12 protein-coding genes are annotated in these 14,008 nt (G+C 71.7%); 6 read left to right on the forward strand and 6 right to left on the reverse strand.

The window, feature by feature from the left end; genetic code table 11:
• Window positions 1-49: 49 nt before the first annotated feature.
• Both MKK60_RS08525 and MKK60_RS08530 read right to left on the reverse strand, forming a co-directional pair.
• Window positions 50-2,293, reverse strand: coding sequence for a TonB-dependent siderophore receptor (locus MKK60_RS08525; protein WP_147862995.1), 2,244 nt, complete (start codon window positions 2,291-2,293; stop codon window positions 50-52).
• Window positions 2,294-2,550: 257 nt separating this feature from the next.
• A complete protein-coding gene (locus MKK60_RS08530) occupies window positions 2,551-3,747 on the reverse strand; it encodes an alpha/beta hydrolase (protein ID WP_243985069.1) in 1,197 nt (398 codons plus the stop codon).
• 340 nt (window positions 3,748-4,087) lie between these two features.
• Between MKK60_RS08530 and MKK60_RS08535 the strand changes: the two genes are divergently transcribed.
• Window positions 4,088-4,249, forward strand: a complete 162-nt coding sequence (locus MKK60_RS08535; RefSeq protein ID WP_187274950.1) for a hypothetical protein — start codon at window positions 4,088-4,090, stop codon at window positions 4,247-4,249.
• Window positions 4,250-4,271: 22 nt separating this feature from the next.
• Here the strand turns inward: MKK60_RS08535 and MKK60_RS08540 are convergent, their stop codons facing one another.
• Window positions 4,272-4,790 (reverse strand): winged helix-turn-helix domain-containing protein, encoded by a 519-nt coding sequence (locus tag MKK60_RS08540; protein ID WP_243985158.1) that lies wholly within the window; start codon window positions 4,788-4,790, stop codon window positions 4,272-4,274.
• Between the two features lie 160 nt (window positions 4,791-4,950).
• Window positions 4,951-6,090 (reverse strand): replication protein RepA, encoded by a 1,140-nt coding sequence (locus tag MKK60_RS08545; protein ID WP_243985071.1) that lies wholly within the window; start codon window positions 6,088-6,090, stop codon window positions 4,951-4,953.
• 804 nt (window positions 6,091-6,894) lie between these two features.
• Here MKK60_RS08545 and mazG point away from each other — a divergent pair.
• The gene (gene mazG, locus MKK60_RS08550; protein ID WP_243985073.1) at window positions 6,895-7,722 is read left to right on the forward strand and encodes a nucleoside triphosphate pyrophosphohydrolase; all 828 of its coding nucleotides are present in this window, start codon (window positions 6,895-6,897) and stop codon (window positions 7,720-7,722) included.
• Between the two features lie 121 nt (window positions 7,723-7,843).
• Here mazG and rimO read toward each other — a convergent pair whose 3' ends face one another.
• Entirely contained in the window at window positions 7,844-9,199 is a 1,356-nt protein-coding gene (gene rimO, locus MKK60_RS08555; protein WP_147729438.1) for a 30S ribosomal protein S12 methylthiotransferase RimO, read from the reverse strand.
• A gap of 301 nt (window positions 9,200-9,500) precedes the next feature.
• Between rimO and pabB the strand changes: the two genes are divergently transcribed.
• The 4 genes from pabB (at window position 9,501) to MKK60_RS08575 (ending at window position 12,963) form a co-directional block, all read left to right on the forward strand.
• Entirely contained in the window at window positions 9,501-10,910 is a 1,410-nt protein-coding gene (gene pabB, locus MKK60_RS08560; RefSeq protein ID WP_243985075.1) for an aminodeoxychorismate synthase component I, read from the forward strand.
• 145 nt (window positions 10,911-11,055) lie between these two features.
• Window positions 11,056-11,676, forward strand: coding sequence for an anthranilate synthase component II (locus MKK60_RS08565; protein ID WP_243985077.1), 621 nt, complete (start codon window positions 11,056-11,058; stop codon window positions 11,674-11,676).
• Window positions 11,663-12,514: an aminotransferase class IV gene (locus MKK60_RS08570; RefSeq protein WP_243938451.1), complete on the forward strand. Its 852-nt coding sequence runs from the start codon at window positions 11,663-11,665 to the stop codon at window positions 12,512-12,514. Before MKK60_RS08565 ends, MKK60_RS08570 begins: the two co-directional genes overlap by 14 nt.
• A gap of 14 nt (window positions 12,515-12,528) precedes the next feature.
• The gene (locus tag MKK60_RS08575) at window positions 12,529-12,963 is read left to right on the forward strand and encodes a DoxX family protein (RefSeq protein WP_243985079.1); all 435 of its coding nucleotides are present in this window, start codon (window positions 12,529-12,531) and stop codon (window positions 12,961-12,963) included.
• Between the two features lie 172 nt (window positions 12,964-13,135).
• Here the strand turns inward: MKK60_RS08575 and MKK60_RS08580 are convergent, their stop codons facing one another.
• On the reverse strand, window positions 13,136-13,903 hold the full coding sequence (locus MKK60_RS08580; RefSeq protein ID WP_147860186.1) for an invasion associated locus B family protein: 768 nt from the start codon (window positions 13,901-13,903) through the stop codon (window positions 13,136-13,138).
• Window positions 13,904-14,008 lie beyond the last annotated feature (105 nt).

Here is a 14,008-nt window from a genome sequence, read left to right on the forward strand (position 1 = left end):
CGAGGATCATGGCAGTCGACGCGGGCGGCGCACGCCGCCCGCGGGAGGCTCACCACTTGTAGCTCAGGCTCGCGGTGATGCGTCGGGCCTCGCCGTAGAAGCAGGCCGCCGTCGACTGGCAGGCCGAGACGTAGCGCTTGTCGGCGATGTTCTGAGCGTTCACCGCGAAGCGCCAGTTGTCGCGGGTGTAGTGCACCACCGCGTCGAACAGCACCCGCTCGGGCACCGTCAGGGTGTTGGCGGTGTCCGCGAACGAGCGCCCGACGTAGCGCGCGCCGCCGCCGAAGCCGAAGCCGCGCCACTCGCCCCCCGGGATCGTGTAGTCGGCGAACACGGTGGCCAGAGTCTCCGGGGTCGCGGTCGGCGCCCGGCCGATCACCCCGACGTCGCCGCGGGTGACCTCGATGTTGAAGGTCGTGAACGAGGCGGTGACGTTGAGGTCGCGGGTGAGGTTGGCCACGAACTGCGCCTCGAAGCCGCGCGAGCGCGTCTCGCCGAGCTGGAGCTGGTTGAGGTTGTTGCTCGGGTCGATCGTCAGCGAGTTGGCCAGGGTCAGATCGAAGGCGGCCAGCGTCAGGAAGGCGTCGTAGCCCGGCGGCTGGTACTTCACGCCGACCTCGTACTGGTCGCCGGTGGTCGGCTTGAACGGCTGGCTGAAGAAGTTCGTCCCGATCTGCGGGTTGAAGAAGCTCGCGTAGGAGACGTAGGGCGCCAGGCCGAAATCGAAGTTGTAGATCAGGCCGTAGCGCTGGGTGCCGGCGTTGGCGGTCTGGCGCGTGACGGTGCTGGCCAGCAGGTTGTTGACCTCGTTCGAGGTGAAGTCGCCGCGGCCGGAAAGCACCAGGGTCAGCTCGGGCGTGAGCTTGATCTGGTCCTGCGCGTAGAGACCGACCTGCTGGAAGACGTCGTAGTTGACCAGGTAGGGCGCCGCCGCCACGGTCGGCGAGCCGTAGTTCGGCGCCAGCAGGTTGAAGTTCGCGACCGCCGGGCCGACGAAGCCGCCCGTCGCCTGGTTGTCGTTCAGCTGCACGTTCTTGTAGTCGAGCCCGACCAGGAAGGTGTGCCGGAACAAGCCGTCGTCGAACCGGGCGACCGCGTTGTTGTCGACGTTGAACGCGCCGATCCGCGAGGTGGCGCGGAAGCGGTAGCGCGCCAGCTGCGTCTGCAGCGGGTCGGCGTAGCCGTTGATGCTGAACGAGTTGTCGTAGGACTCGCTGTACGCGTAGCGCAGGTTCTGCCGGAACGTCCACGTGTCGTCGAAGACGTGCTCGAACTCATAGCCGAGGCTGTACTGCGTCCGGCGATAGACGTTGTTGTCCTTGTCCTGGACGTTGTAGCTGCGCGGGATGCGCGCGCCGAACACGTCCGGGCGCGCCGTGCCCTGGTAGGGCAGGAAGGCGTTGATGCGGCCGGTGTCGTCGTATTGCAGGCTCGTCAGCACGGTGAGCGTGGTGGCGCCGTCCGGCTTGTAGGTGAAGCTCGGCGCGATGTAGCCGCGGTTCTCGTCGAGGCCGTCCACCTGCGTGCCGCCCTGCCGGCCGATGCCGGTCAGGCGGTAGAACCAGTGGCCCTCGTTGTCGGCCGGGCCGCCGAAATCGAAGGCGAGGTACTTCTGGCCGAACGAGCCGCCGCCGACCTCGACGTAGTTCAACGGCTCGAGCGGGGGCTTCTTGCTGATGATGTTGATCAGGCCGCCGGGGCCGCCCTGGCCGAACAGCACGGCGGCGGGGCCGCGCAGCACGTCGACGCGCTCGACCCCGAACGGATCGACCTTGTAGGAGGCGAAGCCGTAGTTGAACAGCTGCAGCCCGTCCCGGTACAGGCCGGTGTCGCTCGCGGTGAAGCCGCGGATCTGGAAGAAGTCGACCCGCGAATCCGGGCCGAAGGCGTTGCCGAACACGCCGGCCGAATAATTGATGATCTCGCCGATCTGCTGGGGCTTGATCGCGTCGAGCTGCTGCCGGCCGATCACGCTGACCGATTGCGGCGTCTCGATCAGCGGCGTGTCGGTCTTGGTCGAGGTCAGCGTGCGCTTGGCGACGTAGCCGTCGATCGGCCCGCGCGGATCCTCGCGCGGGACCACGACGCGCGCCGCCGTGCCGTCGCGCGACTCGACGGTCAGTTCCTCCAGGCGCACGCTGCCCTGCGCCGAGGGCTCGCCGACGCCGCGGCGCGGCGCGGTCGCCTCCTGCGCGGACGAGGGCAGGACGAACGGCGCCAGCGCGATCAGCGAGGCGCCAGCCAGCACGAGGCGACGCGGGTTCGGGGTGGGGCGGGGGGCGGGACGACGCATGGGACTGAAGGGCCTTGCCAGGATGCGGACAGCAGGGGACGATCGCTGCGAAAACGGCTTCGCGACGTTGTTTGGAATGATGCTAAACTGATGTTATTACTAGCTTTTCCGGGTCTTCGTTACGGCCGGGCCGGATCGCGCACAAGGCCTCGGCGGACGGATGCACCCGCCCTGTGGCCTGCAAGCCACGGTTGATACCGCCATCCCGGCCACGGCGCTCCGCGTGCCCTGCCCTGCTCTTCTCTGCCCGGGCGGCCTCAGCGCGGGCGCGCGGCGATCCAGCCGATCACCGCGTCGGCGACCTGGTCGCTGTTCTTTTCCAGCATCATCATGTGGCCGTTGCCGCGCAGGCCCTGGTCGACGAGCTTGAGGCTGTCGGGCCTGGCACCGGCCTGGGCGAGGAAGGCGGTGGTGCAGTCGTCGACCGGGGTGCGGAACGAGGCTTCGGCGGTCACGATCACCGCCGGCACGCGGGCGAGGTTCGGGAGCCGGCGCACCGGCTCGCCCTGGAGCCAGCAGCGGATCCGCCCCTCGGCCGTCGGGGCCTTGGCCTGCATCACCACGAGATCCTCGGGCGACGTCACCGGCGGGTCGAAGGTCAGCGGCACGCGGGTGATGCCGTAGGCGCGGGCGCGCCCGTCGCCCGCCTTCTCGTAGAAGTCCTTGCCGCCGCGCAGGCGCACGTCGAAGAAGGGCGGCCCGTTCGGCTCGATCGCGACGTGGGCCTTCACGAGGTCGGGCCGCGCATCCGAGACCGCCCAGCCGAACAGCCCGGCCTGCCCGTGGGTGACCAGCACCGCCGGCCCGATCTTGTCCAGCAGCGCGATCAGCGCCGGGTCGACCAGCTCCTCGGTCTGCTGCGCGCCGGCGAGGTAGGGCACCTGGCTGGCGAAGAACTGGTCGAAGGCGGCGTTCCCCTGCACGCCGGGGCCGCCCGGCCACTGGGTGTGGAGCTTGGCCTGCGGGAACAGGTCGTAGAGCTCCTGGGCGGTGTAGGTCTCCTCCAGGGCGCGGGTCGAGAACCGGGCGTAGGGCCCGTAGACTTCCGGGTTGGTGCCGGACCGGCCGCGGCCGACCTGGTCGACGATGTAGACCGCGAACCCCTTCTCGACGAAGCGCTGGGCCCAGCCGGGCCGGCCGTCCGGCGTCCCGAGGAAGTTGACCCCGGTCTGCGAGATGCCGTGGACCATCACCACCGGCCAGGGCTGCGTGACGGTGGCCGGCCGCCGCGACTGCACGAACATCTGGCCGACCATCACGGTCTTGTCGGCGACGCGCTCGTAGCGGCCGCCGATGTAGAAGTAGCTTGCCACCGTCAGGGGGCCCTGGGCGGGGGCGTCCGCGGCGGCGGACGGCCCGGGCTGCACCCCGGCGACGGCGAGCCCCACGGCGACGAGACCCGCACCGAGCCGCTTGCGCACGCCGCGCCCCGAAAAGCCCCGCCTGGCGATCATGCCGTCCTCCCGCCGAGGCCCTGCCCTCCGCCGGGCGGCTTATCGCGGGATTTGCGGCGATGGGCCAGCCGTCCGCGGCCGCATCCGGCCCGGAGCGGCCGCGAAACCCGCACCGCGGAAGCCCGGTTTGGGCGCTGTCGGGTCGGACGGATCGGCGAACCGAAGAAATTCTTCACGGTTTCTCCATCGATCATGCGTTCGATGCAGCATTCGCGTGCGAAGACGCACAAGACCCGAGCCGGGCACATGACTGCCACCGCGTGCGGCCCGGTGGTGCCCGCCGGGCACGAGGCCCAGATTCAGGGCCATCGCAACCGCACCCGCTTCAGGACCTTTCGCCGTGGACGTCTCGACCGCCAAGACCCTCGTCTCCGCCGTGCTGGTCTGCGCCATCGTGCTGTTCAGCGGCATCTCGCTGCGGATGTTCGTGCTGGAGGTCGGCCGGGATCTCCGCAGCGCGCGGGCGCAGCGCGTAACCGCCGGCAACGACCGCCGCGACTAGGCGCCCTTCCGCCGGATCCGCCTCAGCCCCGATCCAGATCGAGCGCCGGCGCGTAGACCGCGTCGCCGAGCCGCCGCAGCGGCCCGTGCGGGCCCGCGCGCTTCCACAGCCGCGTGTTCAGCGCCGCGACCGGATCCTGGCCGGGGACGGCGAACCCTTCCGCGACGAGCGCCTCCAGGATCTCGCCCGCATGCATCGGCCGGCCGGCGCGCACGAGGATGCCGCAGGCGGCCTCGACCAGGGCGCGGCCGTAGCGGCGCGCGCCGACGGGATCGACCTCGAACGCGACGGGCACCCGCTCCGGCAATGGCTCGGGAGCGGGAGGCTCGGCCCGGAGGGCGGCGCCGGCGGCGCGCGGTGCGGCGGGCTCCGGCGGGACGTGATCCTCGGGCGCCTCGATCGCCCGAGATGGCTCGCCCCCGCGCAGGCGACGGCCGAGCTCGAGGTAGAGGACGTGATCGGCGATCTCGCGCTCGAGGGCGTCGCGCTGGCGCCGCAGGCTCGCGAGCCGCGCCTCGATCTCCGCTTCCGACAATCCCATGATGGCCTGCATCTTCCCTGATTCTCAGATAGGGAATATAAGGAATCGCGCTCGAACGGAAGATTGTTTTGCCTCGGAATTTTGCTCCGCTGAGGGAATGGAGGTGACGTTCCCTGGACGCGTACTAAGGGAATAGATCAGTCAGACGATGCCAGTTTCCTCAGGCTGCCGCGTCCTTCCCTGCCGGCGCCTTCCGTATTCCCTTGCGCGGCGGGACGAGGAGCATGCCGGGATCGGCCGGCTGCAAGGTCATGCCGCCGTCGTCCAGCGCGATCGGCAGCTTCGGGAAGACCTCGCACAGGTGGGCGATGTCGGTCTTGAACGCCTGCCGGAAGCTGCGGATGCAGGCGTTCTCGGCGCCGAACTGGCCGTGCAGGTTGGTCCAGGTAAGCCTCAGGGGCCGCTGCAGGGCGCGCAGGCGGTAGCCGACCCAGAACAGCAGGTCGAGCTTGCGCGCCGAGCCCGAGAAGGCCCGCGCCGCCCGGATGTCGACGGGCAGGGCGTGCCGGATCAGGTTGTCGTAGAAGTCCTGGTGGAACTGCACGGTGCGGGACCAGGCCGCGCCCTCCCCGTCCCTCGCCCCGTCCCTCATCCCATCCTTGGCCCCGTCCCGGGCCGTGGGCCGCCACAGGTCGAGGCTGCGGAACGGCGGCACGTTGAGGGTGCTGGCCTGGTCGTGCCCGTCCCACAGGCCGATCTGCATCGAGCAGGCGGCGAGGCGGTTGAGTTGTTCCTTGAACTGCCGGATCGTGCCGCGCTCGCCGCCGGTGACGGCAAAACCCATCTCGCGCATGAAGCCGGAGAGGGAATCGGCGACCGCGATGGTCGGGCTGCGCTGGCGCACGGCCTCGGTGCAGAGGTGGAGCAGCACGAGCCGCGCCTTCGGGCCGTAGGGCAGGCCCTGCGGCTCCATCTCGCCGGTGATCGGGCTCTTCAGCCGGCCGGCGACGAGGTTCAGCGAGTTGCGGCCGTAATCGCGCGAGAATTCCCGCACCGGCCCGGGATCGCGGTAGGGCAGGCCGCAGAGCGCGAGCACCGAATGGATGTGCTGGAGGTTCTCCGGCACGGTCGGCTGGTTCTCGATCACCTCGCGCACGGCGTCGCGCCGGCGCTGGTCCCGCCCCATCCCGGCCCGCCGGCCGGCGACCGCGCCCTTGGCCGAGGCCTCCGCGTCGCGGACCTGCTGCCGGTGCAGGATGTGCTCGACGATCTGGGCGAACAGGAAGCCGCCACGCGCCGCCTCGACCTCCGCGCGGAGGTCGGCGTCGCGGATGCCGGCCAGTCTGTCCTCGATCCCCATGCCCGTTCCGAAACTCCGCGACCGCGCTGCGCGGACCATCCCTGCCCGGGCCGCACCTGCAAGCGCCCGATCCCGCGGCCGCATCGGGCCGGGGCACGACGGTCATGACACGATTGGCCGGCCCGGTGTCCCCGGGGGCGGGCGGGTTATCCCGGCTATCCACGCTTCCCCTCCCCCCAAGGTTTCGCGGGCGGCGTCCCCCAGGGTTTCGCGGGCGGCGTCCGATGCGTGGGGGTGGGTCGATGCGCGCCGCGCAGAGTTCGATGCGGGGTCGCGACCGCCGGCCGGCCACGCAGAGTTCGATACGCGCAGGGGCCGCCGACTTGTCCCCATTCCCCACCGCCCTTGGCGTGAAATCACGCCGAATCGCATGCGGATCCACGCAGACTCCGATGCAGCCTCCCGGGAATCCCACGCAGACTTCGATGCGATCCCACGCAGAGTCGGATGCGGACCCACGCAGAGTCGGATGCGAGAACCCCCACCAAGCCATTGTCGGGGATAGGGTTTTCGGCGCCCCATATAACCTTCAGAACAGACTCTCTGAGAATCCTTTCTGATAGATTTCCTAGGCCTCCTGCGGTGTCGTTCGCTTTGGCGAACACCCCGAAACCCTCAGAATGTCCACTTGGAACACAGGGAATATGCCGCTTTTGTCCCCATAAGGCGCGTCGGAAGCGCGGAGCCGGACCGGGAGCGGCGGCGTACGCCGCGAGGCTCGCGCAGGTGATTTCGCGGCCGTGCCGGTCTACCCCTGCGGCCGGTGGGCGTCGGGCAGGCCGACCCCGTGAGGAGCCGTGACGCATGGCCGAAGCGCCGCTCGATGCCTTGAGGCGGGTGATGGCCGCGCTGCGCGATCCGAACCGCGGATGCGCCTGGGACGTCGCCCAGACTTCGGCAAGCATCGCGCCCTACGCCCTCGAGGAGGCCTACGAGGTCGCCGACGCGATCGCGCGCGGCGATCTCGGCGACCTGCGCGAGGAGCTCGGCGACCTGCTGCTGCAGGTGGTGTTCCACGCCCGGATGGCCGAGGAGGCCGGCGCCTTCGATCTCGACGACGTCGCGCGCACGATCGTGGCGAAGCTGGTGCGGCGGCACCCGCACGTGTTCGAGCCCGACGGGACCCTGCTCCCGGCCGGCAGCCCGCGCCGCGACGCGCGCGCGGTCGAGGCGCAGTGGCAGGCGATCAAGGCCGCCGAGCGCGCCGCCAAGCCGTCCCGCGCCCCGGCGGGACCGCTCGACGGCGTCGCCCGGACGCTTCCGGCCCTGACCCGGGCCGAGAAGATCTCGCGGCGGGCGGCCGGCTACGGCTTCGATTGGGCGGATGCGGCGGACGTGGTCGCCAAGGTCCGCGAGGAGGCCGACGAGGTCGCCGAGGCGCTCGCCGGCGACGACGGGCAGGCCGTGGCCGAGGAGATCGGCGACCTGCTGTTCTCGGTGGCCAACCTCGCCCGGCACGCCGGGATCGACCCGGAGGCGGCGCTCAGGGCCGGCAACGACAAGTTCGTGCGCCGCTTCACCGCGATGGCCGCCCGGCTCGAGGCCGAGGGCGGGACGCTGTCGGATGCCGACCTCGCCGCGATGGAGGCGGCCTGGATCGCCGTGAAGCGCGCTGAGCGCGGCGAGGCCTGATCGCGGATCCGGGATGCCGAGGGGATCATCCCTTCGGCGGGTGTCGGGCGGAGCCCGACGAATAGGCACCAGGGCTTCGCCCTGGACCCACGAAAGGGATGATCCCTTTCGAAACCCGCTCTCAGACCACGCTGCCGCGCAGGTCGTAGGCGTCGGCCGCCTCGATCCTCACGGTGACGATGTCGCCCTGGCGCACCGGCCGGCGGCTGGCGACGTGGACGGTGCCGTCGATCTCGGGCGCGTCGTATTTCGAGCGGCCCTTGATGCCGTCGGGCCCCACCGTGTCGACGATCACGGGCAGGCGCTTGCCGATGCGCGCCTTCTGCAGGCGCAGCGAGACCTGCTGCTGCGCTTCCATGAAGCGGCGCTTGCGCTCGGCCTGCAGTTCCGGCGGCACCGCCGCGCCGACGGAATTGGCGAGCGCGCCCGTCACCGGCTCGTAGGTGAAGCAGCCGACGCGCTCGAGCTTGGCTTGCCCGATCCAGTCGAGCAGCTCCGAGAACTCGGCCTCGGTCTCGCCGGGGAAGCCGACGATGAAGGTCGAGCGGATGGCGAGGTCCGGGCAGGTCTCGCGCCAGCGCCGGATGCGCTCGAGCTGGCGCTCCTGGTTGCCCGGGCGGCGCATGCGCTTGAGCACGGTCGGCGAGGCGTGCTGGAGCGGCATGTCGAGGTAGGGAAGGATCTTCCCCTCCGCCATCAGGGGGATCACCTCGTCGACGTGCGGGTAGGGGTAGACGTAGTGCAGCCGGACCCAGGCACCGAGCTCGCCGAGTTCCTTGGCGAGATCGTAGAACTTCGCCCGCACCGCGCGGTCGCGCCACGGGCTTTCGGCGTAGCGCAGGTCGACGCCGTAGGCGCTGGTGTCCTGCGAGACGACGAGCAGCTCCTTCACGCCGGCCTTGACCAGCTTCTCCGCCTCGCGCAGCACGTCGCCGGCGGGGCGGCTGACGAGGTCGCCGCGCAGCGACGGGATGATGCAGAAGGTGCAGCGGTTGTTGCAGCCCTCCGAGATCTTCAGGTAGGCGTAGTGCCGCGGGGTCAGCTTGACGCCCTGCGGCGGCACCAGGTCGAGGAACGGGTCGTGGGCCGGCGGCACCGCCTCGTGGACGGCGGCCACCACCGATTCGTAGGCCTGCGGGCCGGTGACGGCCAGGAGGTTCGGGTACTTGTCGCGGATCTCGTCGGGCTGGGCGCCCATGCAGCCGGTGACGATGACCCGGCCGTTCTCCGCCATCGCCTCGCCGATCGCCGAGAGCGATTCGGCCTTGGCCGAATCGAGGAAGCCGCAGGTGTTGACGATGACTACGTCCGCCCCGTCGTGGCGCCGGGCGAGCTCGTAGCCCTCCGCCCGCAGATGCGTGAGGATCCGCTCGGAATCGACCAGCGCCTTCGGGCAGCCGAGCGAGACGAACGAGATCTTGGGTGCGGCCGAGACCCTTGCGGGCGTCGGATCGGACGGAAGAGCGGATGCGGTCATGCTGCCTTCGTGCGGCGTGGACGCCGCCAGGTCGGACGCCTCGAGAATCCGAGGATGGGGGACATCCCGATCTTCGGGCCCGAATTTTCGTGATGGGGCATCGCTATAGCGGGATCGCGGCGCCCGCGCGAGCCCCGCCGGCGCGCGGCCGAGCGCCGAGTGGGATTGCGTCGGGCGCATCGGTCGCAAAACCCTGCGGCATCGGCTGCGGCTTCCCAGGGGCTACCGCCTGTGCGAGGCCTTCGGACCCACCGACGGGCCGGCACCCGTCGCCCTCGAACCGGACGCGACAGCGCAGGACATGGCGGCGCAACAGATCTGGACCCGGGAGATCCCGTTCGTCGACCCCGTCGCGGCGGCGATGCGGCTGCGCCGCTGGCCCGGCCTCGCCTTCCTCGACAGCGCGATGCGGCACGACACCCTCGGCCGGGTCTCGATCCTGGCGGCCGACCCCTTCGCCCGCTTCCGGTTTCGCGACGGCCGCGCCACGCTGGACGGGCGGCCCGTCCCCGGCGGGCCGATGGCGGCGCTCCGCGCCTGCCTCGCGCCCTACCGGCTCGGCCCGGAGGAGGGGGCCGCGTTCTCCGGCGGCGCGATCGGCTACTGCGCCTACGATCTCGGGCAGGCGCTGGAGCGGGTGGTCCCGCCCGCGCGCCGGGCCGGGCTGACGGACGACGCCGCCTTCGACCTCCACGACGTCGCGCTCACCATCGACCACGGCGTCGGCACCTGCCGCCTCGCCGCCACCGGCTTCCCGGAGACCGAGCCGTCGCGGCGCGAGGCCCGCGCGCAGGCGCGGCTCGCCGCCTTCGCCGATCGCCTGAGCGGGGCGACGCCGGAACCGGCCGCCCTGCCCCCGCGCGCTGCCCCGCCGACCTGGCACTCGAACTTCACGCGCGCCCGCTACGAGGCGGCGGTCGACCGGGTGCGGGACTACATCCGGGCCGGCGACATCTACCAGGCCAACATCGCCCAGCGCTTCACCGCCGCCCTGCCCGCGGGCTTCGACCGGTTCGCGTTCTACCGCCGCTTGCGCGAGACCAACCCGGCGACCTTCGGCGCCTATCTCGAGTTCGACGGGCTGACCGTCGCGTCGAGCTCGCCCGAGCGCTTCCTGAAGCTCGAGGGCGGCCAGGTCGAGACCCGGCCGATCAAGGGCACGCTCGCGCGCAGCCCCGACCCGGTCGAGGACGCGGCCCGCGCCGCGCGGCTGCTCGCGGACCCGAAGGAGCGCGCCGAGAACACCATGATCGTCGACCTGCTGCGCAACGACCTGTCCCGGGTCTGCGCGCCGGGCAGCGTGCAGGTGCCGGTGCTGTGCGGGCTGGAATCCTATGCCGGCATCCACCATCTCGTCTCGGTCGTCACGGGCACGTTGCGGGACGGTCTCGACGGCTTCGACCTGCTGGAGAGGACCTTTCCCGGCGGCTCGATCACCGGCGCGCCGAAGCTCAGGGCCATGGACATCATCACCGAGATCGAGGGCGACGCGCGCGAGCTCTATTGCGGGGCCATCGGCCGGATCGGGTTCGACGGGTCGCTCGACACCGCGATCGCGATCCGCACCGTGTTCATGGACGCGACGACCGCGGTGCTCCAGGCCGGCGGCGGCGTCACCCTGCTCTCCGAGCCGGCGGCCGAGTACGACGAGACCCTGACCAAGGCCGCCCGCGTGTTCCAGGCGTTCGAGGCAGAGGCGTTCGAAACATGAGCGCGCCTGCGCGAGCCCGGGCCGGCGCGACGACCGAGGGCCGCACGGGGAGATCCGAGCGGAGGTCGGCGCGCGCGACCGCGCGTCGCCGGCGGCGCGGCCGATGCCTGCGGCCGGCGACGGCCGGGGGCCACCGGGAAACCCCATGATCCTCGTCGTCGACAACTACGACTCGTTCGTCTTCAACGTCGTCCGCTACTTCGAGGAGCTGGGCGAGACGGTGCGCGTGGTGCGCAACGACGCCCTCGACGTGGCCGGCATCCGCGCGCTCGCCCCCGACGCCCTGGTGATCTCGCCGGGGCCGTGCACGCCGGCCGAGGCCGGGATCTCGCTGCCGGCAATCCGCGAGCTCTCGGGTCGGATGCCGATCCTTGGGGTCTGCCTCGGGCACCAGGCGATCGGCGCGGCCTTCGGCGGCACCGTCGAGCGGGCGCAGAAGCCCCTGCACGGGCAGGCGACGCCGGTGGCGCATGGCGGGGAGCGGCTGTTTGCCGGGCTGCCGCCGGCGATGCAGGTCGGGCGCTACCACTCCCTCGTGGTGGCGCCGCAGCCGGCGATGGCGGCCCACCTCACCGTCGACGCGCGCTCGGCCGAGGGCGAGGTGATGGCGCTGTCGCATCGCCGCCATCCGACCTACGGCATCCAGTTCCACCCGGAATCGGTGCTCACCGAGAACGGCCACGCGATCTTCTCGAACTTCCTCGGCCTGGCCCGCGATTGGCGGGAGCGGCCCGCATCCGGGGAGGGCGGCGATGCTGTGGCATGACGGCCGCCTGATCGACGGCACCACCCTGCCCTTCGACCTGACCGATCGCGGCCTGACCCTGGCCGACGGCGTCTTCGACACGGCCCTGGCGCTGGCCGGCCGGGTCGCCTTCGCGGACGCGCACGTCGCCCGCCTCGTCGCCTCGGCCGAAGCGCTGGGCTTCTCCGTGCCCGCCGATGCCGCCCGCACGGCGATGCATGCGCTCGCCGCCACGGGCGATCGCCTGGCGATCCGCACCACCGTCACCCGCGGCACGGGCCCGCGCGGACTCGCCCCGCCGCCCGATCCGCGCCCGACGCTGTTTGCGACCGCGGCCGTCAGCGACCGCCGGATCGCGTTCGCGCCCCTGCGGCTGTGGCCCACCGCCATCGCCCGGAACGAGACCTCGCCGCTGGCGCGGCTCAAGACCCTCGGCTACGGCGACGCGATCCTCGCGGCGCGGGATGCGCGGGCGGCCGGCTTCGACGAGGCCCTGTTCTGCAACACCCGGCGGCACCTCGCCTGCGCCGGCACCGGCAACGTCTTCGCGCTGTTCGGCGACCGCTTGGTCACGCCGCCGCTCGGCGACGGGGTGCTGGCCGGCATCGTGCGCGCCGTCGTGATCGCCGAGCTCGCGCCGGCCTGCGGGCTCGCCTGCGAGGAACGGTCCGCGACGAGGGCCGAGCTGCGCCGCGCCGACGCGGTGCTCGTCACCAATTCGCTGCGGCTCGTCGCACCGGTCGCGGCGATCGGCGACACCGCCTACGCGACCGACCACCCGGTGCTGATGCGGCTGATCGCGGCCCTGCGCGACCGCGTCGCAGCGGAATGCGGCGTTCCCGCCAGCGTCGTCGCATGACGGACGGGCGATCGATGGAGACGCCCGGGCGGATCTGGCTGCGGCGCGGGCTGGTCAGCCTCTACGGCCTCGTCGGCGCGGTGCACCTCGCCGCGCCCGACACCTTGATGCCGATCATGCCGGCCTGGGTGCCGGAGCCGCGCCTCGTGATCCTCGGCACCGGGCTCTGCGAGGTCGCGGGCGCGCTGGCGCTGACGCGCCCGGCCCTGCGCCGGGCGGCCGGGATCGGGCTCGCGCTCTACGCGCTCTGCGTCTGGCCGGCCAACATCAAGCAGGCGGTCGAGGGGATCGTGGTGCCGCCGCTGCCGGATTCCTGGTGGTACCACGGCCCCCGGCTGGCCTTCCAACCGGTGCTGATCTGGGCCGGATTGTTTGCCGGCGGCGCGATCGACTGGCCGTTCCGCCGCGCGGCGTCGCGGGCTGCGGGCCGGCGCGCCCCGGGGCGATGATCCCGTGATCCCGTGATCCGGTCATGCTGCGATCCCGTGATCACGGGATCTTGTGCCGATCGCATCATGCCGGCACCCCAAAGCGGAAAAGCCCGGCGCTTCGGGGCGCCGGGCTTCTTGCAAAAGTCAATTTGCAGGGGCCGATCCCGACGGCGGGATCGGCGGTCGCGAATCAGGGCTTGGGGGCCGCCGCGGCGCCGGCGCCGGCCGCGCCCGGCTGCTCCAGCTTCTTGCGCATGTCCTCGCTGCGCTTCTCGAGCTCGGCCTGGAGCTTCTTCTGCTGCTCCTCGAGCACCTTCGGGTCCATGGCCGGGCCGTCGAAGGCCTTGCCGAAGCCGGCGAGCGGCACGGCGAAGGTCACCTCGCGCTGGGTCTGGTTCTGCACCGAGACGTTGAGCGTGGTGCCCTTCTTCATCGCGGCGACGACGCCGGCATCGACGCCGCCGGCCTCGGCGAAGCAGCCGTTGGGGAAGCAGACCGCGAACTTGCCGGCGGTGCCCTGCTGGCCGTCGACGGTGAAGCGGATGCCGGGCTGCAGCAGCAGGCCGAGCGGCAGCAGGTAGCGCACCACGCGCACCTCCTGCTTCGTGGCCGGGTTCTTCATCTCGTACACGGCGACCGCGAGGACCGGCTGGCCCTGGTCGGAGACGAAGTCGCGGGTGGTGTAGCAGATGTCGGTGCCCGACCCGCCGTCCTTGCCGCAGACCTTGGTCCAGTCGGCCTGGCTCGGCTCGGACTTCACGGTCACGGTCTGCGGGCCGGTCTGCGCCGCGGTGTTGGCCGCCGGCGTGCTCTGGGCCGGGGCGGGGGCCGCCGGCGCCGGGGCCGCGGGGGCCGGCGTCGCCTTCTTCGGCTGGGCGAGGGCGGGTCCGGCAAGGCCGGCGAGCGCAAGGAACGCGGCGGCGCGCATCAGGAGCGCCGGGCTTTTGGCGAAGGACATCGGCTCAGACCCTTTGAAGTTCGTCGATGAAGAGGACGTCGTCGTGACGGGAAAACGTGATGCGGTGCGGGACGCGGGCGGCCGGTCCGACAGGGCGCCGCGCTG

The sequence above is a fragment of the Methylobacterium sp. J-092 genome (assembly GCF_022829325.1).
In the GTDB taxonomy this organism is placed as follows: domain Bacteria; phylum Pseudomonadota; class Alphaproteobacteria; order Rhizobiales; family Beijerinckiaceae; genus Methylobacterium.